This is a genomic window from Candidatus Nanosynbacter sp. HMT-352 (assembly GCF_022819345.1).
Classification (GTDB): Bacteria; Patescibacteriota; Saccharimonadia; order Saccharimonadales; family Saccharimonadaceae; genus Nanosynbacter.
Genome location: NZ_CP089288.1, coordinates 685,852 through 711,356, shown reverse-complemented (window position 1 = coordinate 711,356; position 25,505 = coordinate 685,852). Strand labels below are relative to the sequence as shown.

Here is a 25,505-nt window from a genome sequence, read left to right as displayed (position 1 = left end):
GCAATGAAAAGTGATGAATTAAAAGCTATATTTGAAGAATTTATGCAAGATACCCAGGGTGTAATAATTAAATCGGATAATAAACTCTGTAATATAGATCGTATAAAAGATCTCGTATCCACGTGGCGTAGTAATGGATATAAGATAGTATTTACTGCTGGAGTATTTGATATATTTACAATAAATCATCTCCTTGCGCTTCATCATTACAAATCTCTGGGTGGAAGCAAGTGTAAATTAATAGTTTCTATGGACACTGACAAAAGAGTAATGAAGAACAAAGGATTCAAAAAAAGATAAAGGAGGCATCAGTAAACCAATATTAAGTTGGGAAAATAGGGCTTTAATGATTGCAAAGCAAGCATACATGAGAGATCGCCCGTTGGTTGACGCTATACTGCAGCACGGTCGCGATACCTGTAACGGTATTGAGTGTCCGCATGATGATAATGTCTATATAGCCGAGGCTATTAAACCTGATATAATAGTTGTAACGAGTACTAGCCATGATACTATTCAGAAACTTTACAAAAGTGATGCTATAGCAGATAATTCCGTAAATATTATTAGCGAAAAAGATTTACAGATAGAAGATGCGTTGCTTAAATGTCCTATAAGCACATCAGCAATTATAAGGAAAATTCTTCATGAAGATTAGCAGTGAAACTACTAGCCGATTTATTAGCTCTACAACCCAACATAGAATAGCTAGTGACCAACTATGTGTTGCGGATGAGGCTCAAGCTGTAGTATCAGAATGGCGATCTGACGGCAGTTTTGTTGTTGGAAATTCTGGGGCTTATGACATATTAAGCGTAAACCATGTAAGAGGCTTAATACAAGCTAGACTTGTAGGAGCAATATATATGCTAGAGGCTTTAGGCCAGGATCCATATGAATCAGTAGAAGATTTATATACTGCTGCTGGATCAAGAGATATAAAGCTATTAGTATCCTTAGATACCAATAGTGCACTGCAAGAAAATAAGTCCATGAAAGAGTCGTCAGGGGGAGCGGTAAGGCCTGTGCTGGATTGGGATACAAGAGCTTTAATGTTGTCATTTCAAGCATTCGGCTGCACGCGAAATTTGGTAGATTTTATTACTAGGCATGGACCACAAGCGTGTAATTTCTGCGAAGAGGGCGAATGTCTTCATGAAAGCAAAGAGTATAGTGTGGCTTCCACGGGCGTAGATTTAACCGTTGTAAAAGATAATAAACAAGCTTCATTAGATAGGTATTCTGATAGAGAATTTTATATTATCAACGAGGAAGACGGCGCTATCACAGACAGAGTACTATGTGGTCAGATTAGTACTTCCGCAATAATACGCAGAATCAGAGGAGGTAAAAAAGATGAGTAATCCAAAAGTATCTATACTAATACCAGTCACAAAAAATGAGTCAGAGTGCGTTAAAAACACTCTCTATTCAGTTAAAGATGACATAGTTCGTTATGGAATATGTTCAGAAATTATAGTGATCGCCAATTGTTGTAGAGGAACTACCGATATAGTCGTAGATAGAATATTTTCAAATAGAGATTTTGTAGACGAAGAGCTTGTGCAGACAAAAATAGTTTACTGTGATACACCTGGTAAAATGTTTGCGGTAAACGAGGGCATCGATGCTTCAAAAGGTGATACTTTGATACTAATAGACGGTGATCTAATTATGGATCCTGGATCTATAGCATGGACTGTAGACGCGCTAAAGCATCCTAATACAACAGTAGTAAGTATGCATCATTGCCCAATTGAAGGCACGCTGCCAAAAGATGAAGACCTGGCGCTAGTTATACGACTGAACGCTTTAAGGAGACATTCATTTCCTGAGAAATATTGGCTTCATGGAGCATATTTAGGTTGGTCCAAAGATCTTATTATAGATGGGTCTACTCTACGCTTTCCAGCTGGAGCTAGAGTACATGAAGACAATTGGCTAACAGCTATTATTGCGAGAGATTACGGCTTTAAGACGATTAGAGTAACTAAAAACTATATGGCTCGGTTTATTCCACCTCAGAATTGGGAAGACTATTATCGCCAGCAATGGCGTTATCAATTTGCTCACAAAGATTTAGCCGAGGCGTTTCCAGAGCTTTCAGAGTACATACCTATGATAAGGAAATGGACTAATGATAAATATCCAGAGGAATGGATAGATAGAGAATGGAGAGAGTTGGCTATGTCTAAGGGTATAGACTTTGATTCATTTCTACCTACATATAAAAAGGTTCTACAAAAGGTTCGCTCAGGAAGAAATGAATCTAGACGTCTTTTGGATGATAATGGGGTATGGATTCAACAGGTTTCAACAAAGCACAGTCATACGGGCAGAGGCTAAGGTGATGTTTTCTTTAGATAATATAACACCTGGAAAAATACCAGAACAACTGTTTTATCAAATAGCTAGACTAACAGTTATTCCCGTAGTTGAGCTGCTGATCACGGACAATAATAGCAGTGTAATCATACTTAAAAAAAGATCACAGACAGATAAATATTGGCCTGGACAATATTGTATACCAGGCAGGATTATATCAGCTAATTTTAACGGCAGTGTACCTGACATTGCTGATAATATAATGGCTGACATGAAACTTAAAGACTATACAATGAGGTTAGCAGGAATAGAACTAGTCGACACTGATAGAGGCAAGGAATTAGCTATAATATATAATATTTGTCTTGAAAAGACTATAGCGAAGAATACCTCTATATATCATCTTTGTAAGACAGATGATATATGTAGATTAAGTATGATAAATGAACATAGGTCATTTATAGAAAAATATTTAAAAAGATTCTAGATGTACAGCCCATCAATTTATAGCGTTTTAACTATCTTAGGCTATAAATTAGCATAGTTGTCAGCTAAAGGATAAAATATTCACTTAAACGAGCTAGGTTACTTCCATGCCGAACTCACAAACATTCAGTCAACATAAACCTACTAATTCAGCTTTTGTTTGACTGCTGCCAGATAATAGTGACAACAACCATTTGGGTCTGAGACGAAAAATAGTTCTTCTACTTCATCATTTGGACAGATTCTGAGGTGCTGGTCATTGGCATATGGCTTGATGAGATGCGTGAATTCAAACTCAAAACCACCAGATATTTTCTTTACTTGTTGGCTCTCGTCCGTTGGGTCAGGATAGTCAATTGCTACAAGTATGAGCGATTGACTAGCTGTTGTTTGAAATAGATAATAGACTGCATCTGGATATAGCGTGATGAAAGAAGCAAATTCACGAACATATGTCGCTTCATTAAGTAAAGGAAAAGCTTGAGTGATAAAATCTGGTATTGTGATGCCGATGCTATTTTCCATATTTCAGTAATTAATTGTATCAGTTTAAATATGAGAAGTGGACAGTTTTATGACGTGTATCGTGGTCTACTGGTAAAGAATATGTTGAATGCAAGTTGTGAATCATGAGTTTATTATATCAGCATGGAAGTTAAACTATATCTTATAAGCTTGGTGGTGTGTTTATGCGAAGAGAGGCTTTATTTATCATAATCAAACAAGCTTCCAGCTCCCGCCGCTTCATATAAAGTATCTACCGCTAAGAGCATATTATTCTGAAGTGTTGGCTGGTTGTCAATATTCTTATCATAAAAATCCCGCAATGACTCCGGATAGTGTTCGTCGGGTGCGTCGTATAGGAATGTATCCTGCAGTAGTTTCTTCTGTTCGGGTGAAATATCATTAAAAAACTCTGGATGAAAATCATAAAACCATTCTAGGCGAGTTTGTAGTTCTAGATATCTATCGTAATCCATAGCTATATTATAATTCAGGGAATGACCCCTCTCTAAGTGCGAAGAGAGGTGTTCTTGAGGATTATCTCCCGCTTGTTCAAGGACGGCTGTATTCTACCCTAGAGCAATTTTACCTTGGTTATTTGTAGTTTTCTAAGGTCGATTACTTGCCGGTAAGATGATATAATTATATCAGTATGAAAGTTAGCTTAAATCTTATAAAACAATTGATTAATTTTGAGTTGCCGCCAGTTGATGAGCTGGTGTCGCGTGTCAATCAGCAGCTTGGTGGTGTCGAGGAAGTGATTGACATGAAGGCCAAATATGGTGGCGCGCGCATTGTGCGAGTTGTTGAGTGCGAAAAGCACCCGAATGCGGATCGTTTGAGTGTGACTAAAATTGACGATGGTGGCGTGGCGGACGTTGCAAGGGATGACAATGGTTACGTGCAAGTGGTTTGCGGCGCGCCGAATGTTCATGCTGATATGTGGGCAATTTGGTTGCCGCCAAAAAGCACCGTTCCAGCAAGTTTTGATGACGCCGAGCCGTTCGTGCTGGATGCGCGACCGCTGCGTGGAATCTTAAGTCAGGGTATGCTGGCGGCGGCTGATGAGCTGGCGATTGGTACGGATCACGAGGGAATCATTGAGATCAATGAGCGTGATATTCCGACTGGCGTTACTCTTCAGGCTGGCGCGAGTTTTGCGGAAGTGTTTGGACTGGACGATTACGTGCTGGAAATTGAGAATAAGATGTTTACACACAGGCCAGATTGTTTTGGGCAACTCGGCGTGGCGCGTGAAATTGCTGGGATTTTTCATCAGCAGTTTAATAGTCCTGACTGGTATAATGCTATTCAAGAATTCGCAGATAGCGATGGCTTAGAGCTTGAAGTGTTTAATGAGGCCAATGAGCTTGCGCCCGCATTCTCTGTGATTGCTATAAAAAATGTAGATATCCATTCAAGTCCGTTGTGGTTGCAATGTCAATTAGTTGCAATGGGCGGCAAACCTATCAATAACATCGTTGACGCGACAAACTACGTGATGTTTATGACGGCGCAGCCAACTCATGCTTATGATTACGACAAGTTGCGCGGGCATAAACTTGGCGTGCGAATGGCGCGCAGTGGCGAGAAGGTTGGTTTGCTTAACGGCAAGGAATATGAATTGACGTCTGGCGATATTGTTATCGCTGATGGCGAAGGTGTGATTGGGCTAGCTGGAATTATGGGCGGCGTTGATACGGAAGTTTCGGCTGAAACGAAGAATATTGTCCTTGAATGTGCCAATTTTGATATGTACGCACTGAGACGTACGGCTATGCGCCACGGAATTTTCACCGACGCTCTGACTAGGTTTAATAAGGGGCAGTCGCCAGCACAAATTGACCCTGTCTTAAAATGGTTAATTGTTATGGTTGGTGGTGAGCAAGCTAGTCCTATGCTATTTAAGAATCATTCTTCATTGCGACAAGTGTTGGTCGATGGTAAGCACTGGCACGGTGGATTGTTGATTCCTAAAAGGTTTGTCGAAGAACGTCTGGGTGTTGACTTTGCCGAGAATGAGATTGAGGCACTACTAAAGAATGTTGAATTTATCGTTGACGATGGTAATAAATATGGCGAAGCTGGCGTGATGGTTTACAGTCCATTTTGGCGAACAGATATTGAGCTTCCTGAGGATATTGTTGAGGAAGTTGGGCGATTATATGGCTTTGATAGATTGCCGCGTCGTTCGCCAGAGCGAAGCATCAAGCCTGCGCCGAAGAATGAGCGTCGTGAATTGAAACAGAGAATTCGTCAAAGTTTGTCTAGGTCTGGAGCGAACGAAGTTTTGACATATAGCTTTGTTCATGAGCGCGTTTTGAAAAATTCTGAGCAAGATCCGAGCCGTGCGTATCGCTTGAGTAATGCGCTTAGTCCAGACTTGCAATATTACCGAATTAGCATTTTGCCGAGTTTGTTGGATAAAGTTCACGCCAATATAAAATCTGGACATGACGAATTTATGCTGTTTGAAATTGGCAAAATTCACGATAAGAAATTAGGGTTTAACGATGAGAATTTGCCGATTGAAAAGACTTTCATTGACGGAGTTTATGCGAATAAAAAACCTCAAGCTGGCGCGCCGTTTTACAAGGTGAGGAAAATTGCTGAAAGGCTGATGAAGGATTTGAGCATTGAAGTTGATTTTGTGAAGATCGCGGAATCTGACAGCGACGTTTTAGCGCCATTTGATGCAAAACGCAGCGCTTGGATTGTGGCGAAGAATGGCGACAATTTGGGGATTGTTGGCGAGCTGGTTTCATCTGCTCGACGTAATTTCAAATTGCCAGATTGCACCGCGGCGTTTTCTATTAATATTGAGAAATTGCAGGAAAATCTGAGTAAAAATCAGGACTATAATTACCAGCCGTTAAGTCGTTTCCCATCGACCGCCAGAGATATTTCATTGAAGATGGATTCGAATGTTGATTATGCGAAGGTTTATGCTTGCGCTGAAGAAGTTGCGAAAAAACACGGTGAGCTACAAATTGACATAACGCCGATTGCGATATATCAGCCAAAAAATGACGATTCGACAAAAACTGTAACTTTGAATGTAAAGTTTACGAGCGCTGAGCGTACTCTGGAAGATAAAGACATTGCGCCGATTATTGAGGAAATTGCCGCGATGGCTGCGGAAGAATTCGACGCCGCTCAGGTTTAACGTGATTGTTGCGCTTGATAAAAATTGCTATAATTGAAAGGTAAATAAAGGAGGAATATGGCAACTACAAAAGGCCAGAGAATAGGTATTTGGGTTATTGCCGGCATGATGTTTTTAGGGACCGTTGGCGGATTTGTCGCTATGATGGTGGCGCCTGGAAATGAAGCCAAAGATCAAGCCGCGTTTGAAAAAGCTAAGGATGAATACACCAAGGCTACTGACGAGCGAAAAAAGAAAGTAGAAGCTCAGGCTAATGAATTGAGTCAAAAATATTACGGCAAGTTTTCTGAGTTTAGCTCACGAGTTAGCGCGTTTGAAGCTGGCGACGTGAAAGAGCTTGTTAAAGAAGATTTGGTTGAGGGCGAAGGAGCCGAGGTTAAGGACGATACTAAATTGGCTGTTTATTACATTGGCTGGAATGCTAAGGGTGAGATTTTCGATCAATCAATCGCTGACGGCAAATTGAAAGCTCCGCTCAATATGGATGGCCCGGCAAATACTGCAGTCATTCAGGGTTGGAAAGAGGGTTTGATTGGTATGAAAATTGGCGGTGTGCGTGAATTAACAATTCCAGCCAACAAGGCTTACGGTGACAAAGCTCAGGGCGATAAAATTCCTGCAAATTCTCCACTTAAGTTTGTGGTGATGGCTATTGAAAAACCGGCTGATATCCCAGAGCCAGAAATGCCAGAAGTGATGAAGCAATATTATCGATCGCGAGGTTTCAATGTCTAAAGATGTTGTTATTGTTGGCGCTGGTCCAAGCGCGTTAACGGCGGCAATTTACTTGTCGCGCGAAGATGTCGACACGACTCTATATGAGCGTGGCGTGGTCGGCGGAATGGCGGCGATTACTGATCAAATTGACAATTATCCTGGATTTGCTGAGGGCGTTACGGGAATGAAATTGGCATCTGAATTGCAACAACAGGCGGAGCGATTTGGTGCGAAGATTGAGTATGGCGACGTGACAGAATTGAAGCAAGTTGATGGCGAGTTGGAGCTGACGATTGACGGTCAATCTGTCCGCGCGAAGTCAGTTTTGCTGGCGACTGGCTCGAATCATCGCAAATTAGGCGTTTCGGGCGAAGATGAATTATATGGTCGAGGCGTGCATTACTGCGCGACTTGCGACGGTGCGTTTTATCGTGATAAAAATCTAATCGTTGTCGGTGGCGGAAACTCAGCGGTGCAAGAGGCAATATTTTTGACGCGATACGCTAGCCATATTGATCTGTTGGTTCGCAGTAAATTGCGTGCTAGTGACATTTTGCAAAAAGATTTGCAGAAATATGTCGATGATGGAAAAATTACCGTTCACATCGGCGCAACGACTGATGAAATTATTGTCAAAGACGATAAGTTTTACGGCGTTAAATCGACCCAAAACGGCGAGCAGAAAGAATTTACCGCTGACGGATTGTTTGTGTTTATCGGGCTAATTCCGAACACACAGTTTTTGGCAAATTCAGATGTTGAATTAGATCTGGGCGGGCATATTATTACTGACGAACATCTGCACACTAATATTCCTGGCGTTTTTGCTTCTGGCGATGTACGCTCGGGGGCAACTATGCAAATCGCTTCGGCGGTTGGTGAAGGTGCGGTGGCAGCGCTGCAGATTCGTGAATATTTACAAGAAAAAGCCAGAGAGGAGTAAAAAATGGCAGATTTTAATCAAATTTTAACACCTGGTGATGTCGAAAACGGCATCGTAAATGTAGTTGTTGAGATTCCACAGGGATCAAGTCATAAGATCGAGTGGAATCGTGAGCTTGCAGTGATGCAGTTGGATCGTGTTGAGCCAGCTATTTTTGCAAAGCCAACAAACTACGGTTTCATTCCACAGACTTTGGATGAAGATGGCGACGAATTGGATGCGCTAATTATCACTGACGAACCGTTGACGACCGGTATTTTTATGGAAGCAAAAGTTATCGGCGTGTTGGAATTTGTTGACGATAATGAAGTTGACGACAAGGTTATCGTTGTTCCGGCTGACGACCGAAACACTGGCAACGCAATCAACTCACTAGAAGATCTACCTTCACAATTGTTGAAACAAATTGAACACCATTTCAATCACTACAAGGACTTGAAGAAGCCTGGCTCAACTGTAGTTAAGGGCTTCGGCGACGTAGAAAGGGCAAAGCAAATTATCCGCGAGTCAATTACTCGTTGGAACGAAAAATAAATCGCGTTTGATTATTGATTAAAGCCGAGAGACTGGCGAGCGTTACTTGTGTCGGAAGAACGAGGAAACGCCGCCAGTTAATTGTTGTAAGATGCCGTTTGAGTGGGATAATTGTAGGCGTAATTTATCTTTGGCGTGTGGCGTAATTATGACGTCCCGCCAATCTGGTTTTGGACGAGCGGATTTGCTTGTTAAGACTTCAATTGTATCGCCGTGCTGTAATTTGTAATTGAACGGCTTCATTACGCCATTGATCTTAAATCCACTTGCGCGCGCCGCGATATCGGAGTGAATTCGGTAGGCATAATCCAAGGGGAATGCCCCGCGAGGCAAATCGTAAATGTCGCCCTTTGGTGAGTACACAAAAATCCTATCAGAAAATAGCTTCATTCGGAATTTGTTAGAGTCGAATCGCTTTCCTTCGCTAATTAAGGCAGCAGCCTCCTGAAGTTCGCGAATCCACGATAAATCGGCTGGCATAGTTCCGATTTTTCCTTTTTTATAGGCGTCGGTCAATTTTTGCTCATTGTAATGGAAACTAGCCGCTAATCCACGCTCGGCGTATTCGTGCATTTCTTTGGTTCGAATCTGGAACTCGACAATCTGTCCGCTCGGAGTTTGTACGGTTGTATGCAAGCTTTGATATCCATTTGGCTTTGGATTAGCAACGTAATCTTTTATTCGTTCATACATCGGCTGATACATATCGTGTAAAATCCCCAAAACCAAATATCCAGTCGATAAATCGTCGACAATTATCCTTAGGGCAATCAGATCATAAATCTTATCGATATCGCCAACTTTGTCCAATTTCTTAAACAAGCTATAAACACTTTTAACGCGCCCATCCATCTGGAAAACCAGCTTTTCCGCCTTCAGTCGCGCTTCAACTTCGCGACGAACGTGATCCAATTTTCGTTGCGATTTTTTCAATCGACTGTCCATTAAATTTTTGGTTTCCTGAAAAGCTTTCGGCATCAAATATCTAAAACTCAGTTCTTCCAATTGAACGCGAACTCGTCCCATATTTAAGCGGTCGGCCAGCGGCGCAAAAACTTCAATTGTTTCTCTGGCAATTTTTTTCTGCTTTTCTGGTGTCATAAATTGTAGCGTTCGCATATTATGTAGGCGGTCAGCTAGCTTGATAATTATCACGCGCACATCTTCGCCCACGGCAATCATCAACTTGGTCAAATTGTCCTTCGTGTGCGGTAAATAACTATCCAAATTTCGCATCCCGGCACGAGCTTGTGAAACTTTAGTTACGCCATCCACCAGAAACGCCACATCGCGTCCAAACAAACTCTCCAAATCGTCCAAAGTTGCGTCGGTATCTTCAACGGTGTCGTGCAGAACTCCCGCCACGACCGTATCAATATCCATACCCCATTCAATTAGAATTCCCGCCACCGCCAATGGGTGATTAATGTAGGGTTCGCCACTTTTGCGCTTTTGTCCAGCGTGCTTTTCCGTGGCGTAATCGATTGCGCTCGCTAAAACTAATACGGGCACTTCGTCGTATTTTTGTTCAGCAATTGACAATAACTCTTCGCGCGTCATATTTATATTATACAACTTTGTAGTATAATAAGGAAAAGCTAAAGCGAAAATATCTAACAGGGAGGGCGATATGGCTGTAACGAGAATAGCAATTAACGGCTTCGGGCGAATCGGACGCAATGCGTTTAAGATTGCGAACGAGCGAAGCGACTTGGAAATTGTTGCGATCAATGATTTGACTGACACGAAAACTTTGGCGTATTTGTTGAAGCATGATAGCAATTACGGTGAGTACGGACGTCAAGTTGATTTTACGGAAAACGAGCTGATTATTGAGGGTAAGTCGGTTAAGGTGTTGGCTGAGAAAGATCCAGAAAATCTGCCGTGGCGAGATTTGGGAATTGATGTGGTGATTGAATCGACAGGATTTTTCACCGATAAAGATGGCGCAGGCAAGCACTTAACGGCTGGCGCAAAGCGTGTGGTTATCAGTGGTCCGACGAAGTCTGAGGGAGTCGATACAATTGTTTTAGGGACTAACGATGACAAGGTGAAAAACGCGACACCAATCGTGTCTAATGCTAGCTGTACGACCAATTCTTTGGGCGCGGTTATGGCGATTTTGGACGCGGAATTTGGCGTTGAAAAGTCAATGCTAACGACGGTGCATAGTTATACGGCTAGTCAAAAGCTTCAGGATGCGCCATCCAAGGATCTTAGAGAAGGTCGCAATGCCGCCGAAAACATTGTCCCGACTACGACTGGCGCCGCAATTGCTGTAACTAAAACCTTGCCGCAATTAACTGGAAAGTTTGACGGACTTAGCGTGCGCGTACCGACTCCAGTGGTGTCGCTTAGCGACGTGACGGCGCTTCTGCGACGTGATGTGACTGTCGAGCAGGTAAATGACGCGTTCAAAAAAGCCGCCCAGAGTAATTTCTATCAAGGCATTTTGGGTGTTTCTGAGGAACCTTTGGTGAGTCGCGACTTCATTGGCAATTCATATTCTGGAATTGTTGATCTTCCGTTGACGAAGGTAGTTGGCGGTAATCTGATCAAGGTTATGGTCTGGTATGACAACGAATGGGGCTATTCTAACCGGCTGGTTGAACTGGTGGCGGATGTGGCGTATTATCTGAAAAAGAGTGAATAAGGCCATCTTCCAAAAAGGAAATAACCCCGCACCGTGGTGGTGCGGGGACGCCGGGATTTTCGGCGGTTTTACAGAATATTTATCTTAGCGCGCCTTCTGCTGGCGCGGCGCCTCAATCTTCTCCGAAGCAGGACGAGAATCTCTCGTCCTGCTTCAAGATTTCAAGTGATGGGCTTCTGACGAACGAAGGTTCGTCAGAGATATCACTGCCTGGGACCTCCGCGTATATTGTGTCGGTTTGCCTGTCAATGACAAACCGAATCCTACAACTGCCGGCCGAGGCCATGATTACCCCTGCGGCTTCCCCCGAGTCATTGATGGGGACGGGGTCGGTGAACCCCGCCTTGACAAGGTCCTGAGTCCAGACGTCGCTGACGTCTGCACATCCGGTCAACCCGGTCAACCCGAACACGGCAAGCAGCAGAATAATGAGTGTACTACGAGCAGTAGACACGATTTCTCCTTTCAGAGAAATTTTGAGGTGCGGCCTTTCAGAACCGCGACCTCAACCGGGGTGAACTCCCCGGTTAGTTGCTTTTCACGGTTTGAAAAGCTGATATATATATATCATACCAGCCGCGAAATGTCAATACTTTTTGTCAAATAGCTATACCCTACCTCTGATAAAATACCTAACTTTTCCTTGCAAAAATCACCGAAAATGCTTATACTAAAATTATGAAAATCTATCTCGGATCTGACCATCGTGGCTTTATTTTGAAGGAAAAAGTTTTTGCCTATTTGGTTAAGAATGGCTATGACGTTCAAGACGTTGGCGGTGTAGAATTAAATCCTGATGACGATTTTCCGCAATTCGCGCAGGCGGCGGCGTTGAAGGTCATTGGCGATGATAGTAAAGATCCGCGTGCGATATTAATTTGCGGCGGTGGTCAAGGAATGTGTATGGCGGCGAACCGATTCAAAGGAATTCGTGCCAGCGTTATTTGGGATGCTTTCGAGGCAAAGATGACGCGCCAAGATAACGACTCGAATGTTCTGTGTTTGCCGGCGCGAGTTTTGGAAGACAATGAATCGGCGTGGAAAGGAATTGTGGAAACGTGGCTAAACACTCCTTACGCAAATGCTCCGCGATTTAATAGGCGTAATGCGCAATTGGATGAATTGTCATGAGTAATTCTGTAATCGCACCAGCAATTTTGGCAGAAAATGCCGAACAATACAAAGAGCAGGTTAATAAAATAACCGGGCTTGTTGAGCGTGTGCATATTGACATTTCTGATGGCGAATTTGCTCCAACTTTGACTGTTGGAATTCCAGAATTATGGGCGCCAGAGGGTTGGATGATTGATATTCATGCAATGGTTAATGATGTTGCTGAGTATGTTCCGAAGTTGATTGCCCTAAGACCGCATATGATTATTATTCACGCAGAGGCGACGGGAGATGTGAAGACTGCGCTTATGCAGATTCGTCAAGCTGGAATTATGGCGGGATTAGCGCTACTAAAGCCGACGGTTCCGCGAACGGTTGAGGAACTGATAAAAATAGCAGATCATGTGATGATTTTTAGCGGTGAACTGGGGCGATTTGGCGGCACTGCTAGTTTGATGCAACTAGAAAAAATACGACTTATTAAGGCTATTAATCCTAGTGTTGAAATCGGCTGGGACGGTGGAGTGGCGGTAGATAATGCGTACAGCCTGGTTCAGGGTGGCGTTAACGTTTTGAACGTTGGCGGCGTTATTCAGAAATCGTCAGATCCGCGCACCATTTTCTCCAGATTGCAACAGGAGATTAATAAAACGAGCGTGCTTTAATGGATATTGATACTATAACGAATCTGAAAAAAATATCACAGAAATTACGTCGATCTGTTATTCGCGAACTATCGGCGGCTGGTTCGGGGCATTCTGCTGGGTGTTTGGGTTTTGCTGACGTTATGGCGGTTTTGTATTTTCACGCCATGCGACTAGATCCTGATAATCCTAATTGGGAAGATCGAGACATTTTCGTGATGAGCAATGGGCATTATGCGCCACTTTTATATGCCACGCTGGCGGAGCGAGGATTTTTCGATAAAAAAGAGTTGGCTAATTTGCGAAAATTTGGTTCCAAGCTTCAAGGTCATCCAGAACGCGACAGCTTACCAGGAATTGAAACGACTAGCGGTCCTCTGGGCTGTGGTCTGAGTCAGGCGGCAGGTATGGCGTATTCATTGCAACATTTGGGCGGCAATTCTGGGCGATTCGTTTACTGCAGTTTGGGTGATGGCGAGCTGGACGAAGGGAATATTTGGGAAGCGGCGATGTTTGCGAAAAAATATAATCTGTCGAATTTGATTACGATTGTTGATAGAAATAATATTCAGATTGGTGGCGATACGGAAAAGGTGATGCCGCTATGGGATTTGGCGGACAAATGGCGAAGTTTTGGCTGGGGGGCGCAGGAAATTGACGGACATAATTATTCGGCAATAATTCAGGCGATTGATAAAGCAAAGAATTCTCGGCAGCCAAGCGTGATAATCGCGCATACAATTCCTGGTCGTGGCGTTGATTTTATGGAATATGATTACCATTGGCATGGAAAATCTCCAAACGCCGAGGAGGCGGAGCGGGCGCTTGTTCAATTGAGTGAAGGAGGCGGCAAATGAGTTTCTTAATGGAGAATTGGCAGAATTCAGAACTTGCGGCAATTCGGATGGGCTTTGGCGAAGGCTTGGTGGATATTGCGAAGAAAAATAATTTGGTGGTGGCGCTGAGTGCGGATTTAATGGAGAGCGTTGGCTTTGGTAAGTTTTACGAGGAAATCGGGAGTCCGCGGGCAATTGAAGTTGGTGTGGCGGAGCAGAATTTGGTTACCGTGGCGTCTGGATTGGCGGCTATGGGAAATATTCCGTTTGCGGCCAGTTATGCGGCGTTTAGTCCGGGTCGCAATTGGGAGCAGATTCGAACGACTGTTTGTTTGAATAATCAGCCAGTTAAGCTGGTGGGTTCTCATGCAGGGCTTAATGTTGGTCCGGACGGCGCAACGCATCAAATGCTGGAAGATATTGCGCTGATGCGAAGTTTGCCTAATACGGTGGTTTTGGCGCCCGGTGATGCCAATGAAGCCAAGCTGATCGCGGCGGCAATGGCTGGAGATAAACGCCCGAATTATGTAAGATTGCCAAGAGAAAAAACTGCGCTATTCCTGAATCAATCTACTTTTGAGATTGGAAAAAGCTACACGCTGAGGCGCGGCAAAGACGTTGCTTTGTTTGGAACTGGCGTGATGACTTATCAATTATTGTTGGCGGCGGAAAAGCTCGCGAATGAATACGACATTCAGGCGGAAGTGATTCATTTTCCGACGATTAAACCGCTGGACGAGGATGCTGTGCTTGATGCGGCTCAAAAATGCCAAGCCGTCATTACGGCGGAAGAGGGGCAGATTGCTGGTGGATTTGGTTCAAGCGTGGCAGAAGTCCTTAGTGAGAATTTGCCTGTGAAGATGAAACGAATTGGTGTCAATGATACATTTGGCGAGTCTGGCAAAATGTCTGAATTGTGGAAAAAGCACGGTTTGGATGTCGATTCAATTGTTTGTAGTGTTGTCAATTTTCTCCAGTAAAAAGCCCGCCAGGAGCTACTGCCAAGATCTAATAGACCTCAAAGCGGTAGTCCTGACGGGTATGCGCTGCATCTACTGGTGTGGTGCGCGGACCATGCTGTAGATGATAGCGGGCGTCATGACGTTGGCCATGAAGACGGCAATCACGCCGTCTGTCCCGTAGACTGTAATGATGGTCACCATAGCGGCGCACCAGATCAGGCAGAGTACCGCCATGATGATCGCGGCAAATTCTACTGTTCTTACGACAGGACTCATCTCTCTTTCCTCCCGAAAAGAAAACGCTCAAGACCAAAGGGCTCTTTTGCCCCTAGGAAAGCCTCGAGCAAAAGTTATTTTATGTTATCACCAAAACAACATAATGTCAATTCTCTTGGCATAGCGGGCGGTAATTGATATAATTACCATAAGTATTTTAGGGGGCAGTATGGGATTATCGATTTCAGAGATTCGGAAAAACACGACGCGGGCGCGTCATTTAATGCAGCGGACACGGGCGCAGCGTTTTGCAGTTGGGGCATTTAATATTGACAATCAAGAGACGTTGATTGCAGTGGCGCGGGCGGCACAAAAGCTCCAATCGCCAGTATTGGTTGAGGTTTCTGACGCCGAAGTGAAGGCTATGGGTCTAGAGAATGTTCGCGATTTGGTGGATAATTATAAGGCTGAGTACGGAATTGAAATGTATTTGAATTTGGACCACGGTCCGACGGTTGAGGGTTGTAAGCGAGCGATTGACGCTGGATATGAGTTTATCCATATTGACATTTCTCAGGCAAATCATAACGCTTCTGATGAGGAGATTATTGCCAAAACTCGTGAAGTTGTTGAATACGCCAAGTTTACTGGCGCGCTAGTGGAATCTGAGCCGCATTATTTTGGCGGAAGTTCAAATGTTCATACGGAAGATATAAATTATGAGGAAATAAAAAAGACTTTCTCTACGCCAGAGGGTGCGCGTGCGTTTGTCGAGGCGACTGGAATTGACACTTTTGCGGCGGCGATTGGCAATTTGCACGGCAAATATCCAGTTCCGAAAGTGTTGGATTTGGATTTGTTGGCTGACATTCGTGAGGCGATTCATTGTCAGATTTCGTTACACGGTGGGTCTGGAACTCCACTGCATTATTTTGAGGACGCTGCGAAAATTGGCGTTTCTAAAATCAATATCAATTCTGATATGCGTTACGCTTTCCGAACGACTTTGGAGAAAACCTTGCGAGAAAATCCAAATGAGTATGCTATCGTTAAATTAATGCCGCCAGTTTATGCCGCCGTACAGGAAGTGGTGGAGTCGAAGATTAAGGCGTTTAATTCCGTGCGAAAGGCGGTGGTTTAATGGCAAAAATTATCACCGTTGGTGCGGCGATTCAAGATGTGTTTTTAAGCCAATCAGACGCACTGACGCCAGTTTGTGAAAGTCCAGAGCATTGTTTTGCGCGACTTGATTTGGGAGCGAAAGCCGACGTAAACCAGATTCATTTTTCGACTGGCGGTGGCGCCACAAACGCCGCGGTAACGTTTTCCAGGCAAGGGCATTACGCTAGTTTTATGGGCGCAATCGGTCATGATCCAGCGGGGCAAGCGGTAATTGCGGATTTGGACAAGGAAAATATTGACACGCATTTGGTGAGGTATTCGCCAAAATATAGCACGGGATATTCAGTTTTATTATTAGCCTCAAATGGCGAGCGAACGATTTTAACATACCGTGGTGCTTCAACGCATTATCATGAGGCGGATTTTGATTTGTCTGAAGAGGACGCGGATTGGCTATACGTTTCAACTTTGGCGGGAAATATGCCGATGCTTCATAAATTATTCCAGCAAGCCAAGCGTCGCGATATGAAAATTTGTTTTAATCCTGGAAAGAAAGAGCTGGCGCAAAAAGATAAATTGCTGGGATTATTGTCTGATGTTGATGTTTTAACTTTGAACAAAGAAGAGATGCAGCAATTGGTGTCTGGCGAGGATTTGGAGGCCTTGGTTAGAAGAGGTTTGAGATTAGTTCCGGTCGTTTTGGTGACGGACGGCGTAAATGGATCAATTTCAAGCGACGGAAAAACTATCGTGCGAGCGCTGATGTACGACGATAGACCGTCAATTGACAGAACTGGCGCTGGAGATGCGTTTGCGTCGGGATTTTTGAGTGAGTGGGCACGAAGCGGCAATTTGAAAAACTCTGTGATTATGGGCAGTGCGAATGCTAGTTCGGTGGTTATGAAAATTGGAGCAAAGGCTGGAATTTTATATGCTGGCACAGTGCTTCACGCTATGCCAATTCAAGAAAGGGAATTATAATGGCGCAAAATTTGGGAAAATTGTTGGGCGGTGACGCGAAAAAACGTCGAGCATTAACCGAGCTCAGGCAGATGACTAGGGATGATAGCGATGTGCGATTGATTGCGGAAATATTGGCTAGGGCGCACTCGATTATTCGATCTCTAGGTCTGGATCCGTCAAATGCTACGGCAGAAGAAATCTATCAATCACTAATGGCTATCGCGCCGAAAGTGGACAAATGGGCGCCATTCAAGGCTTCCGAGTGGGTGCTTTTGGACGTTGATGGGCAAGTGATTTCGTTTAATCCAATTGACATTATAAATAATTATCACTGCCAGTTACCTCTGGGAAAGCAGCAAACAACGTATGGCAAACGAGGTCTGGGGTTTGAGATTACGCGTCGATATAAAAACCACCCGCGCACGTACAATCCAGCCGTAGAGCGAGTGGTTTGTCAGGGTGGAATTTGTTGGATTGAGCCGAAGCCTAAGAAATAGCTATCGGTCGCAACAAGTTCGCTGATTTTTAATTAGTTCAACTACTTCCGTAATGTCTTCAGTGATTGTGTAGATTTTTTCATCGCCGTCAGAAATTAGCTTATTTGGAAGCATATTTTCGCAAACAAAATCATCCCATTTGCCCCAGAATTTTTTATCAAACAGAACAATTGGCACTGGCGCCATTTTCTTAGTTTGTGTCAATGTGATAATCTCACAAATTTCATCCATTGTGCCAAATCCGCCAGGGAAACAAACGTACGCGTCGGCCAGAAGAGTCATAACGATTTTGCGTGGCGCGAAGTGAGTGAATGCGAACGAGTCTGTTGTGTAGCTGTTTAAGGATTGCTCGTGCGGCAAGCGAATGTTGAATCCGACTGATTTTCCGCCAGCTTCCATGGCGCCGCGGTTTGCTGCTTCCATAATTCCGCCGCCGCCGCCAGTAATAATTGTGTAGCCTTCTTTAGCTAATTGAAACGCTAAATCTTTGGCTTTTTGATAATATTCGTTATCTTCAGTTATCCTGGCTGATCCAAAAAAAGTCACGGTTTTATGATATTTTTGGAGAATTTCATAGCCGGCATGAATTTCGTCATCGACTTTTCCTAATCTGAACATCGCAGCCTGAAGTTGCAATTCGCGCGGAATACAAACATTTTTCGGTGTCATCATTATCCTTTTTATTTTATGATTTTAACTTTATTACTATATCATAAAATGCCTATGGTTACAATACGTTGACGGCAAATAATCCATCATATACAATCAAAGCACAATCTAAATGGAGGTTTTATGGAAAATAAATCAACGGCTAATAAATGGCTGATCGCGGCAGTGATTGTTATGGGTATAATCATTGTTGCTATGGCTACTTGGATAATTGCTGGTGCTGTGTATAAAGATAAGGATTCTAGCGCTTCGGTAAAAAGTAGCCAGACAAAGAAGGATTCATCTGATTCACTGGAAAAAACTCGCGGTGAAGGCGAGGAGCCGTCAAATGAGGCAAAGAAAGAGTATAAAGATTTCCGAACCAAAGGCGACGGTACGGGCATTCGTTTAACTTCAGCAAGTGATGTTGATAAATTGGATATTGATAGCTCTTTGAAGAAGTTTTTGAAGTCTAAAGTTGGTCAGCCAATTCCAGAGCGTGAAGGTTCTACGTATGAGCCAATCATTGACCGTGCATACGGAAAATATGCGGCAGTATATGGCTTGACGAACGCTTATACCATCATCGGTCCAAAGAACGGCACTGACGAAATTGCAATTGTCGCGGGCACACAGCAAGGCGGTATGTCATGTTCAGACTTGAAGTCTGCGTCGGTTCCGAGTCGCTTGGTTGACGGCAAATGTGAAGTTTCTGGCTCGTCTCAAACTTATAATCAAGACTAGTCTTCGTAAATATAGTAAAATAGAGAGGTGAATAAATTTCGCCTCTCTTCTTCATATCAGCCCACTGGCGATCAGCCGCGAGCAATTGCTCAGTTAGTCGATGGTTTGGAAAAAGGTCAGCGCGAGCAAACTTTGTTGGGCGTGACTGGTTCAGGGAAGACATTTACGATGGCGAATATTATCGCTAAGCGCAATGTGCCGACGTTGGTTTTGGCTCACAATAAGACTTTGGCGGCGCAACTTTTTTCTGAGTTTAAGGAATTTTTTCCGGACAATGAAGTCCATTATTTTGTTAGCTATTTTGATTATTATCAGCCAGAAGCGTACATTGCTTCGAGCGACACTTACATTGAGAAAGATTCGAAAATCAATGACGAGATTGACCGGCTTAGGCATGCGGCAACTTCCGCGTTATTGACGCGCCGCGACGTGATTATCGTAGCGAGTGTAAGCTGTATTTACGGCATTGGTTCGCCAGAAACTTACGCCGATATGGCTATTAAATTGACCGTTGGTGAACGTCGAGTTCAGGACAAGTTTATCCGCTTATTGACCGACATTCAGTATAAGCGCAACGACATCGATTTTGCGCGCGGAACTTTTCGGGTGCGCGGCGATGTCGTGGATATTTTTCCGGCAGGTCAAGACACTGCGGTTCGCGTGGAATTCTTTGGCGATGAAATTGAGCGGCTGACGAAGATCGACCCTTTGACTGGCGAGATTTTGGATCGGCCAGACCAATTGACAATTTTCCCATCCAGCCACTATTCGACGCCACGTGAGCGAATTGAAAAAGCGATTGTTGGGATTGAGAATGAATTTAATCAACGGCTGAAATGGTTTGAAGATAATGGCAAGTTTTTAGAGGCGCAAAGGCTGAGCCAGCGTACCAAATATGATTTGGAGATGCTGAAGGAAACTGGTTTCGTGAAGGGGATTGAGAATTATTCGCGCTATTTGACCGACCGAGAACCTGGCGAGCAGCCTGCGACTTTGATTGATTATTTTCCAGACGATTGGCTGCTTTTGGTTGACGAATCGCATATGACATTGCCGCAAGTTCGGGGAATGTACAACGGTGATCGCGCCCGTAAGGAGGTTTTGGTTGAGCATGGTTTTCGTCTTCCGAGCGCGCTGGATAATCGCCCACTTCGATTTGACGAGTTCAATCAGCATATTCATCAGGCAATTTATGTTTCCGCCACACCGGGAGATTATGAACTTTCTCACTCGCCAAAGCCAGCTGAACAGCTTATTCGACCGACTGGGTTGCTTGATCCGCCGATTGAAGTTCGACCGACCGACGGGCAGGTTGATGATTTGATGGAGGAAATTCGCCAGACGATTGTGAAAGGTCATCGCGTGTTGGTGACGACACTAACCAAGCGAATGGCGGAGGATTTGAGTGCTTATTTGACGGAAAACGGCGTGAGGACGGCGTATTTGCATAGCGAAATTGATACGCTGGAGCGTGGCGATATTCTGAAAGATTTGCGACTTGGGACGTATGATGTGCTGGTTGGGATTAATCTATTGCGCGAAGGTCTGGATCTTCCAGAAGTCAGTTTGGTGGCAATTATGGACGCCGACAAGGAAGGTTTCTTGCGCAGTGAGCAGGCTTTGATTCAGACGATTGGACGGGCGGCGCGGCACGTTGATGGGCGAGTTATTATGTATGGTGACAATGTTACGGACAGTATGCGTCGAGCAATTGACGAAACGAATCGGCGTCGAGCGATCCAGCAGAAATATAACGAAGAGCATAATATTACGCCGCAAACTATTCAGAAGAAAATCGACGATGGTTTGCGCTCGATTATTCCGCAAAAAGAATCTGATAAAAAGCCAAAGCTCAACCTGAAGAAAATTCCAAAAGACGAATATCCGGCTTTGATTAAAGATTTGACGGCGCAAATGGAACTGCATAGCGCTAATTTGGAATTTGAAAAAGCGGCGGAGCTGCGTGACTTAATTGCAGAAATTCGTCATACGATGTAGAATGAAAATACTATTAGATTAGGAGGGATTATGGCAACAAAAGAACAACCACAGCCAACAAACGTCGCGCAACCAGAAATGCCGATGCAACCAAATGCTTATCAAGCATATCCACAATATGCATACGAAGACCCAAATAAGGGCAAGGCGAAGATGCTAACTTTGGAATACGCTTTGGCAATGGGTTCGGCGATTATTTCAATCATGTTGCTGATTGACATTATAACTAAGGTGTTTGGTCTATGGACAAATTCAACATCAATGTTATTAAGAAGTGTTGGCGGATTTTTCGCCCCATCGATGATAACTCAGGGAACAGGAATTATTGCAGCGTCAGTGTTTGCTGTGCTTTTGGCTGTATTGTCACTAGTTCTATTCTCACGCGTATCAAAAGCTGTTCCAGAGCGTGAAGGCTACACAAAGCGAACAGCTTACAAATTGGTAACTTACGGCGGTTTGGCTGCTTTGATCATTCCAGCCGTTGACTTGGTTGCTCGATTGGTGAGTATTTTGATCAACTCATTGCTATTTATTGGCGTTGGTGACGGCGGCGAATTCTATAAGAGCTTGTACTTGGGTGAATTCTTGCCATACGCATTAGCTCTTGCAATTGTTGCTACTAGCGCTTACTTCATTTGCCAAATTGTCAAGGGACGCAACATGTCAAAGGCTTTGTCTTTGATGCTAATTGTGGCTTCTTCTGTCGTACTATTGACTGGCGCTATCACAATCGCTGTTAAGGCGCACGACACAGGTAGCTCAGTAAAGACTATTCCATCAGACCACAGTCGCTATAAGAACTACCAAGATTACTCAATGTAATAAAACTTGGAAAAATAAAGTCGCTCACTTTGATGGGCGGCTTTTTTTAGTGGTATAATATTGATATGATAACTATTTCTACCAGCGATATTCAGCACTTGGCGAGTTTGAGTAGTCTGGCATTGACTGATGACGAAACCGACGGACTGCGCCAAGATTTGGAAAATATAATTGGCTATATTGAGCAGTTGGGCGGGCTTGACGTGTCGGGTGTTGAGCCGACTTATCAAGTTACGGGACTGAGCAATGTTTGGCGCGAAGATGAAGTTCAGGCGGGAATTCCCGTTGAAAAGTTGCTCGATTTGGCGCCAGAAAAACAGAATAACCAAGTGAAAGTTCCGCAGGTATTGTAATGAGTAAGATTAGTGATTTTATCGGCAAGAGCGCGGTTGAGAACGTAAAAGAAGCATTGCGACGAGCGCGTGAAATTGAGGAATATAATGCGCTGCTTAGCTTAACGGAAGAGCGTGCGCTGGAGCGAGCAGAAAAAGTTGATACTGGCGAGATTTCTGGACGATTGGCGGGCGTGCCATTTGTTGTGAAGGACAATTTTTTGGCGTTTGGTGCGCCAACGACTGCCGCTTCAAAAATGCTAGAAAACTTTAATGCGCCACTACAGGCGACGGCTGTTGAGAAATTGGAAGCGGAAGGTGCGATCTGCATCGGTAAGGCGAATTTGGATGCTTTTGCGCACGGCGGTTCGACGGAAAACTCGGCATTTGGTCCAACTAAGAACGCTGCAGATGAAACGCGAGTTGCTGGTGGATCATCTGGTGGATCGGCGGTAGTTACGGCGCTCGACGTGGTTCCGTTTGCGCTTGGTACGGATACTGGCGGTTCGATTCGTCAGCCAGCCAGCTTTAACGGAGTGGTTGGAATTAAGCCGACTTATGGAGCGGTTAGTCGTTATGGCGTAGTGGCGATGGCATCAAGCACGGACACAATTGGCTGTTTTGCTACGAATGCTGAAGATGCGGACTTGGTGATGGAAATTATGGCTGGTCACGATGATAAAGATATGACGACTTTGCCTGATTTTTGGAATAATCAGCCAGAATTTGCAAAGAAAAAAATAGGTCTAGTCAAGCAGTGTATGACCGATGACGTGGATGCGGAAGTTCGCCAAAAAACGCTTGATTATGCGGAGAAATTGAAGCAGCTTGGCTACGAAATTGAAGAAGTGGATTTGAGCATGATGCAACATTCTCTGGCGATGTATTACATAATTGTGCCGGCAGAATTGTCCTCGAATTTGGCGCGATATGACGGCGTGCGATATGGTCATCGAGCGGCGGAAGTGAAAACTTTGGCGGAACTTTATGGTCGCAGTCGAAATGAAGGTTTCATGACTGAAAATAAGCGACGAATTATGATAGGAAGTTTCGTATTGTCAAGCGGATTTTTCGACGCTTACTATATGCAGGCTCAAAAAGCCAGGACGTTGTTGATTGACGAGTTTAAGGAGTTATTTACCGAATATGACGCGCTATTGATGCCGGTTGCGCCGACTCCTGCGTTTAAGATTGGAGAGAATGCTAGCGATCCGATAAAAATGTATTTGGCGGATATTATGACTGTGCCAGCAAGTTTGGCTGGACTTCCTGCAGTTGCTGCGCCGGCTGGAAATAGTGATGAAGGATTGCCAATTGGCGTGCAGCTTATTGGCGATTACAAGTCGGATAAGAACTTGCTGAAGCTAGTTTCGGAAGTGGAGAAGATTTGATGGATGGATTGATGGTTGCGATAGTTGTCGCGGCGTTGATTATCGGCGCCTTGCTGATGATTTTCATTCAATTGACTTCTCGTGGTCGCGGTCAAATTGACAAGGAAATGTATCAGAGGGTTTGGCGGCAAATTCTGCGCAATGTCGAAACCAGAAAATCGGAAAGTATGCAAATGGCGATAATGAAAGCGGACAAGTTGCTGGACAAAGCTATGCGCGACTGCGGCGTGGCTGGCGAAACGATGGGCGAGCGTATGAAATCTCGCAAGGGATATTGGAGCGATGAAAATGGGCTTTGGGCGGCACATAAATTGCGCAATCAAATTGCCCACGAAACCAGCGTAACGGTAACGGCGCAGAGTTTTCGTCGAGCTATGGCGAGTTTTGAACAGGCATTAAAAGATTTGGGAGCATTATAATGAGTGTATATGACGATTATGAAATGACAATTGGTATCGAATGTCACGTTCAGCTGGCGACGAAAACCAAGCTATTTAGCCCGGCCGATAATGACGCTCGTGACGCTGAGCCGAATACTAAGACACATCAGATTGATTTTGGTTTGCCGGGGATGTTGCCAGTTTTGAATAAGCACGCTGTTGAGTTGGCGGTTCGTGCTGGAAAAGCTTTGAATTCGCCGATTGCACACGTTAGCCGATTTGATCGAAAGCATTATTTTTATCCAGATTTACCAAAGGGCTATCAGACTTCACAGATGTATAATCCGATTATTTTGGCTGGATATGTCGATGCGCCGCTGGAAGATGGTTCTTTGAAACGTGTGCGAATTGACCATGCTCATATGGAGGAGGATGCTGGTAAATTGACGCACTACGACGGCTATTCGTTGGTCGACCTTAACCGCGCTGGCACGCCGCTGATTGAGATTGTTTCTGAGCCAGATATGCATTCGGCCGAGGAAGCCAAAGCTTACGTTTCGGAACTTCATAAATTGATGGTTTACGCGGGCGTGACTTACGGTAATTTGTATCACGGAAATATGCGATTTGACGTTAATATTTCGGTGGCAAAAAGGGGTGCAACGGAGCTTGGAAAGCGCGCAGAAATTAAGAATCTCAATTCCTTCCGCAGCGTTGAAAGGGCTGCTGAGTACGAGTTTAAGCGTCAAGTCGATATCTTGGAGCGTGGCGAAGAAGTTGTTCAGGAAACCAGAGGATGGAATGATGACAAGCAGATAACTATTTCTCAGAGGTCAAAGGAGGACGCGCAGGATTATCGTTATATGCCAGATCCAGATATTCCGCCAGTTGTGTTGACTGACGAGGTGATTACTGAAATTCAGTCCAAGGTGCCGATGCTTCCTGGTGAATATAGGGAAAAATGGAGTGTGCTGAATTTGGACAAATCTGTTATCAATTCGCTTTTGTCTAATCAGGATTACGCCCAGATTACATTGGAAGTCCAGGAAAAGTCGGGCGAGGCTTCCGCTAAGCGAGTCGCACATTGGTTTGCGAGCGCATTGACGGCTTCTGACGAAAGTGACGCGCAAACAGACAATGAATCTATACGCGTGGCGGTTGACGATTTGATAGAATTGGCTGAAATGACAGAGAAGTCTGAAGTTTCCAGCACGAATGCGAAGGAGTTATTCAATGAGCTTCTGGCTGGCGCAAAAAATCCGCGTAAGCTTGCCGAAGAGAAGAATTTGTTGCAGGTTTCTGATGAATCGGCGATTGCTGCAATCGTTGACGAAGTTCTGAATGATCCAGCTTCGGCGGCGTCAATTGCAGATATCAAGGCTGGAAAAGATAAGGCTATCGGCTATTTGGTTGGACAAGTCATGAAGAAGTCTAAGGGTCAAGCCAACCCAAGCCTTGCGCAAAAACTGATTCGCGAAAGACTTTAGGATTGCTGAAAATAATAGGGAA

The 25,505-nt window shown here is 44.3% G+C and carries 29 protein-coding genes; 24 read left to right on the top strand and 5 right to left on the bottom strand.

Going from position 1 to position 25,505, the window contains the following annotated elements; translation table 11 throughout:
* Positions 1-3: 3 nt before the first annotated feature.
* The 5 genes from LRM46_RS03805 to LRM46_RS03785 all read left to right on the top strand — a co-directional run bounded on the left by LRM46_RS03805 (position 4) and on the right by LRM46_RS03785 (position 2,812).
* A complete protein-coding gene (locus tag LRM46_RS03805; RefSeq protein WP_243813071.1) occupies positions 4-300 on the top strand; it encodes a nucleotidyl transferase family protein in 297 nt (98 codons plus the stop codon).
* 67 nt (positions 301-367) lie between these two features.
* On the top strand, positions 368-658 hold the full coding sequence (locus LRM46_RS03800; protein WP_243813070.1) for a hypothetical protein: 291 nt from the start codon (positions 368-370) through the stop codon (positions 656-658).
* Positions 648-1,364 carry a hypothetical protein gene (locus LRM46_RS03795; RefSeq protein WP_243813069.1) on the top strand — a complete coding sequence of 239 codons (717 nt, stop codon included), beginning with the start codon at positions 648-650 and terminating at the stop codon, positions 1,362-1,364. Before LRM46_RS03800 ends, LRM46_RS03795 begins: the two co-directional genes overlap by 11 nt.
* Positions 1,357-2,346, top strand: a complete 990-nt coding sequence (locus tag LRM46_RS03790) for a glycosyltransferase family 2 protein (protein ID WP_243813068.1) — start codon at positions 1,357-1,359, stop codon at positions 2,344-2,346. The genes LRM46_RS03795 and LRM46_RS03790 overlap by 8 nt, the downstream gene beginning before the upstream one ends.
* Positions 2,347-2,350: 4 nt before the next feature.
* A complete protein-coding gene (locus tag LRM46_RS03785; RefSeq protein ID WP_243813067.1) occupies positions 2,351-2,812 on the top strand; it encodes a hypothetical protein in 462 nt (153 codons plus the stop codon).
* A gap of 143 nt (positions 2,813-2,955) precedes the next feature.
* Here the strand turns inward: LRM46_RS03785 and LRM46_RS03780 are convergent, their stop codons facing one another.
* Both LRM46_RS03780 and LRM46_RS03775 read right to left on the bottom strand, forming a co-directional pair.
* Positions 2,956-3,336 carry a hypothetical protein gene (locus LRM46_RS03780; RefSeq protein ID WP_243813066.1) on the bottom strand — a complete coding sequence of 127 codons (381 nt, stop codon included), beginning with the start codon at positions 3,334-3,336 and terminating at the stop codon, positions 2,956-2,958.
* Positions 3,337-3,515: 179 nt separating this feature from the next.
* A complete protein-coding gene (locus LRM46_RS03775) occupies positions 3,516-3,791 on the bottom strand; it encodes a hypothetical protein (protein ID WP_243813065.1) in 276 nt (91 codons plus the stop codon).
* Positions 3,792-3,967: 176 nt separating this feature from the next.
* On the opposite strand from LRM46_RS03775, the gene pheT reads away from it, so the two are divergent.
* Genes pheT through LRM46_RS03755 form a run of 4 tightly spaced genes read left to right on the top strand, consistent with a single transcriptional unit; the run spans position 3,968 to position 8,675 of the window.
* Positions 3,968-6,481, top strand: coding sequence for a phenylalanine--tRNA ligase subunit beta (pheT, locus tag LRM46_RS03770; RefSeq protein ID WP_243813064.1), 2,514 nt, complete (start codon positions 3,968-3,970; stop codon positions 6,479-6,481).
* Between the two features lie 57 nt (positions 6,482-6,538).
* Positions 6,539-7,216, top strand: a complete 678-nt coding sequence (locus LRM46_RS03765; protein WP_243813063.1) for an FKBP-type peptidyl-prolyl cis-trans isomerase — start codon at positions 6,539-6,541, stop codon at positions 7,214-7,216.
* Positions 7,209-8,141, top strand: a complete 933-nt coding sequence (locus LRM46_RS03760) for an NAD(P)/FAD-dependent oxidoreductase (RefSeq protein WP_243813062.1) — start codon at positions 7,209-7,211, stop codon at positions 8,139-8,141. Before LRM46_RS03765 ends, LRM46_RS03760 begins: the two co-directional genes overlap by 8 nt.
* 3 nt (positions 8,142-8,144) lie before the next feature.
* A complete protein-coding gene (locus LRM46_RS03755; RefSeq protein WP_129744815.1) occupies positions 8,145-8,675 on the top strand; it encodes an inorganic diphosphatase in 531 nt (176 codons plus the stop codon).
* A gap of 42 nt (positions 8,676-8,717) precedes the next feature.
* Here the strand turns inward: LRM46_RS03755 and LRM46_RS03750 are convergent, their stop codons facing one another.
* Positions 8,718-10,235 (bottom strand): RelA/SpoT family protein, encoded by a 1,518-nt coding sequence (locus tag LRM46_RS03750; protein ID WP_243778065.1) that lies wholly within the window; start codon positions 10,233-10,235, stop codon positions 8,718-8,720.
* 70 nt (positions 10,236-10,305) lie between these two features.
* Between LRM46_RS03750 and gap the strand changes: the two genes are divergently transcribed.
* The 5 genes from gap to LRM46_RS03725 all read left to right on the top strand — a co-directional run bounded on the left by gap (position 10,306) and on the right by LRM46_RS03725 (position 14,901).
* Complete coding sequence (gap, locus tag LRM46_RS03745) at positions 10,306-11,328, top strand: type I glyceraldehyde-3-phosphate dehydrogenase (protein WP_243813061.1); 1,023 nt, start codon at positions 10,306-10,308, stop codon at positions 11,326-11,328.
* A 678-nt stretch (positions 11,329-12,006) separates the two neighbouring features.
* Entirely contained in the window at positions 12,007-12,459 is a 453-nt protein-coding gene (locus tag LRM46_RS03740; RefSeq protein WP_243813060.1) for an RpiB/LacA/LacB family sugar-phosphate isomerase, read from the top strand.
* Positions 12,456-13,106, top strand: coding sequence for a ribulose-phosphate 3-epimerase (locus LRM46_RS03735; protein WP_243813059.1), 651 nt, complete (start codon positions 12,456-12,458; stop codon positions 13,104-13,106). Before LRM46_RS03740 ends, LRM46_RS03735 begins: the two co-directional genes overlap by 4 nt.
* On the top strand, positions 13,106-13,942 hold the full coding sequence (locus LRM46_RS03730; protein WP_243813058.1) for a transketolase: 837 nt from the start codon (positions 13,106-13,108) through the stop codon (positions 13,940-13,942). Before LRM46_RS03735 ends, LRM46_RS03730 begins: the two co-directional genes overlap by 1 nt.
* Positions 13,939-14,901, top strand: coding sequence for a transketolase family protein (locus tag LRM46_RS03725; RefSeq protein ID WP_243813057.1), 963 nt, complete (start codon positions 13,939-13,941; stop codon positions 14,899-14,901). The genes LRM46_RS03730 and LRM46_RS03725 overlap by 4 nt, the downstream gene beginning before the upstream one ends.
* A gap of 72 nt (positions 14,902-14,973) precedes the next feature.
* Here LRM46_RS03725 and LRM46_RS03720 read toward each other — a convergent pair whose 3' ends face one another.
* Positions 14,974-15,159 (bottom strand): hypothetical protein, encoded by a 186-nt coding sequence (locus tag LRM46_RS03720; protein WP_243813056.1) that lies wholly within the window; start codon positions 15,157-15,159, stop codon positions 14,974-14,976.
* A 169-nt stretch (positions 15,160-15,328) separates the two neighbouring features.
* Between LRM46_RS03720 and LRM46_RS03715 the strand changes: the two genes are divergently transcribed.
* Genes LRM46_RS03715 through LRM46_RS03705 form a run of 3 tightly spaced genes read left to right on the top strand, consistent with a single transcriptional unit; the run spans position 15,329 to position 17,681 of the window.
* Positions 15,329-16,240: a class II fructose-bisphosphate aldolase gene (locus tag LRM46_RS03715; protein ID WP_129631202.1), complete on the top strand. Its 912-nt coding sequence runs from the start codon at positions 15,329-15,331 to the stop codon at positions 16,238-16,240.
* A complete protein-coding gene (locus tag LRM46_RS03710; protein ID WP_243813055.1) occupies positions 16,240-17,202 on the top strand; it encodes a carbohydrate kinase family protein in 963 nt (320 codons plus the stop codon). Before LRM46_RS03715 ends, LRM46_RS03710 begins: the two co-directional genes overlap by 1 nt.
* Positions 17,202-17,681 carry a hypothetical protein gene (locus LRM46_RS03705; RefSeq protein ID WP_129634631.1) on the top strand — a complete coding sequence of 160 codons (480 nt, stop codon included), beginning with the start codon at positions 17,202-17,204 and terminating at the stop codon, positions 17,679-17,681. Before LRM46_RS03710 ends, LRM46_RS03705 begins: the two co-directional genes overlap by 1 nt.
* Here LRM46_RS03705 and LRM46_RS03700 read toward each other — a convergent pair whose 3' ends face one another.
* On the bottom strand, positions 17,682-18,353 hold the full coding sequence (locus LRM46_RS03700; protein ID WP_243813054.1) for an LOG family protein: 672 nt from the start codon (positions 18,351-18,353) through the stop codon (positions 17,682-17,684). It abuts the gene before it with no gap.
* A gap of 120 nt (positions 18,354-18,473) precedes the next feature.
* Between LRM46_RS03700 and LRM46_RS03695 the strand changes: the two genes are divergently transcribed.
* From LRM46_RS03695 to gatB, 7 genes are all read left to right on the top strand, one after another.
* Positions 18,474-19,073, top strand: a complete 600-nt coding sequence (locus LRM46_RS03695; protein WP_243813053.1) for a hypothetical protein — start codon at positions 18,474-18,476, stop codon at positions 19,071-19,073.
* Positions 19,074-19,100: 27 nt separating this feature from the next.
* Positions 19,101-21,071, top strand: coding sequence for an excinuclease ABC subunit UvrB (gene uvrB / locus LRM46_RS03690; RefSeq protein ID WP_243813052.1), 1,971 nt, complete (start codon positions 19,101-19,103; stop codon positions 21,069-21,071).
* 30 nt (positions 21,072-21,101) lie between these two features.
* Positions 21,102-21,893 carry a hypothetical protein gene (locus LRM46_RS03685; protein WP_243813051.1) on the top strand — a complete coding sequence of 264 codons (792 nt, stop codon included), beginning with the start codon at positions 21,102-21,104 and terminating at the stop codon, positions 21,891-21,893.
* Between the two features lie 65 nt (positions 21,894-21,958).
* Entirely contained in the window at positions 21,959-22,246 is a 288-nt protein-coding gene (gene gatC, locus LRM46_RS03680; RefSeq protein WP_243813050.1) for an Asp-tRNA(Asn)/Glu-tRNA(Gln) amidotransferase subunit GatC, read from the top strand.
* Positions 22,246-23,616 carry an Asp-tRNA(Asn)/Glu-tRNA(Gln) amidotransferase subunit GatA gene (gatA, locus tag LRM46_RS03675; RefSeq protein ID WP_243813049.1) on the top strand — a complete coding sequence of 457 codons (1,371 nt, stop codon included), beginning with the start codon at positions 22,246-22,248 and terminating at the stop codon, positions 23,614-23,616. The genes gatC and gatA overlap by 1 nt, the downstream gene beginning before the upstream one ends.
* Positions 23,616-24,035, top strand: coding sequence for a hypothetical protein (locus tag LRM46_RS03670; RefSeq protein ID WP_146423190.1), 420 nt, complete (start codon positions 23,616-23,618; stop codon positions 24,033-24,035). The genes gatA and LRM46_RS03670 overlap by 1 nt, the downstream gene beginning before the upstream one ends.
* On the top strand, positions 24,035-25,483 hold the full coding sequence (gatB, locus tag LRM46_RS03665) for an Asp-tRNA(Asn)/Glu-tRNA(Gln) amidotransferase subunit GatB (protein ID WP_243813048.1): 1,449 nt from the start codon (positions 24,035-24,037) through the stop codon (positions 25,481-25,483). Before LRM46_RS03670 ends, gatB begins: the two co-directional genes overlap by 1 nt.
* Positions 25,484-25,505: the final 22 nt, after the last annotated feature.

Bases quoted from the DNA above. Each gene is read 5' to 3' on its own strand.
- LRM46_RS03805 (WP_243813071.1), top strand. From the start codon at position 4: ATGAAAAGTGATGAATTAAAAGCTATATTTGAAGAATTTATGCAAGAT.
- LRM46_RS03800 (WP_243813070.1), top strand. From the start codon at position 368: ATGAGAGATCGCCCGTTGGTTGACGCTATACTGCAGCACGGTCGCGAT.
- LRM46_RS03795 (WP_243813069.1), top strand. From the start codon at position 648: ATGAAGATTAGCAGTGAAACTACTAGCCGATTTATTAGCTCTACAACC.
- LRM46_RS03790 (WP_243813068.1), top strand. From the start codon at position 1,357: ATGAGTAATCCAAAAGTATCTATACTAATACCAGTCACAAAAAATGAG.
- LRM46_RS03785 (WP_243813067.1), top strand. From the start codon at position 2,351: ATGTTTTCTTTAGATAATATAACACCTGGAAAAATACCAGAACAACTG.
- LRM46_RS03780 (WP_243813066.1), bottom strand. From the start codon at position 3,336: ATGGAAAATAGCATCGGCATCACAATACCAGATTTTATCACTCAAGCT.
- LRM46_RS03775 (WP_243813065.1), bottom strand. From the start codon at position 3,791: ATGGATTACGATAGATATCTAGAACTACAAACTCGCCTAGAATGGTTT.
- pheT (WP_243813064.1), top strand. From the start codon at position 3,968: ATGAAAGTTAGCTTAAATCTTATAAAACAATTGATTAATTTTGAGTTG.
- LRM46_RS03765 (WP_243813063.1), top strand. From the start codon at position 6,539: ATGGCAACTACAAAAGGCCAGAGAATAGGTATTTGGGTTATTGCCGGC.
- LRM46_RS03760 (WP_243813062.1), top strand. From the start codon at position 7,209: ATGTCTAAAGATGTTGTTATTGTTGGCGCTGGTCCAAGCGCGTTAACG.
- LRM46_RS03755 (WP_129744815.1), top strand. From the start codon at position 8,145: ATGGCAGATTTTAATCAAATTTTAACACCTGGTGATGTCGAAAACGGC.
- LRM46_RS03750 (WP_243778065.1), bottom strand. From the start codon at position 10,235: ATGACGCGCGAAGAGTTATTGTCAATTGCTGAACAAAAATACGACGAA.
- gap (WP_243813061.1), top strand. From the start codon at position 10,306: ATGGCTGTAACGAGAATAGCAATTAACGGCTTCGGGCGAATCGGACGC.
- LRM46_RS03740 (WP_243813060.1), top strand. From the start codon at position 12,007: ATGAAAATCTATCTCGGATCTGACCATCGTGGCTTTATTTTGAAGGAA.
- LRM46_RS03735 (WP_243813059.1), top strand. From the start codon at position 12,456: ATGAGTAATTCTGTAATCGCACCAGCAATTTTGGCAGAAAATGCCGAA.
- LRM46_RS03730 (WP_243813058.1), top strand. From the start codon at position 13,106: ATGGATATTGATACTATAACGAATCTGAAAAAAATATCACAGAAATTA.
- LRM46_RS03725 (WP_243813057.1), top strand. From the start codon at position 13,939: ATGAGTTTCTTAATGGAGAATTGGCAGAATTCAGAACTTGCGGCAATT.
- LRM46_RS03720 (WP_243813056.1), bottom strand. From the start codon at position 15,159: ATGAGTCCTGTCGTAAGAACAGTAGAATTTGCCGCGATCATCATGGCG.
- LRM46_RS03715 (WP_129631202.1), top strand. From the start codon at position 15,329: ATGGGATTATCGATTTCAGAGATTCGGAAAAACACGACGCGGGCGCGT.
- LRM46_RS03710 (WP_243813055.1), top strand. From the start codon at position 16,240: ATGGCAAAAATTATCACCGTTGGTGCGGCGATTCAAGATGTGTTTTTA.
- LRM46_RS03705 (WP_129634631.1), top strand. From the start codon at position 17,202: ATGGCGCAAAATTTGGGAAAATTGTTGGGCGGTGACGCGAAAAAACGT.
- LRM46_RS03700 (WP_243813054.1), bottom strand. From the start codon at position 18,353: ATGATGACACCGAAAAATGTTTGTATTCCGCGCGAATTGCAACTTCAG.
- LRM46_RS03695 (WP_243813053.1), top strand. From the start codon at position 18,474: ATGGAAAATAAATCAACGGCTAATAAATGGCTGATCGCGGCAGTGATT.
- LRM46_RS03685 (WP_243813051.1), top strand. From the start codon at position 21,102: ATGGCAACAAAAGAACAACCACAGCCAACAAACGTCGCGCAACCAGAA.
- gatC (WP_243813050.1), top strand. From the start codon at position 21,959: ATGATAACTATTTCTACCAGCGATATTCAGCACTTGGCGAGTTTGAGT.
- gatA (WP_243813049.1), top strand. From the start codon at position 22,246: ATGAGTAAGATTAGTGATTTTATCGGCAAGAGCGCGGTTGAGAACGTA.
- LRM46_RS03670 (WP_146423190.1), top strand. From the start codon at position 23,616: ATGGATGGATTGATGGTTGCGATAGTTGTCGCGGCGTTGATTATCGGC.
- gatB (WP_243813048.1), top strand. From the start codon at position 24,035: ATGAGTGTATATGACGATTATGAAATGACAATTGGTATCGAATGTCAC.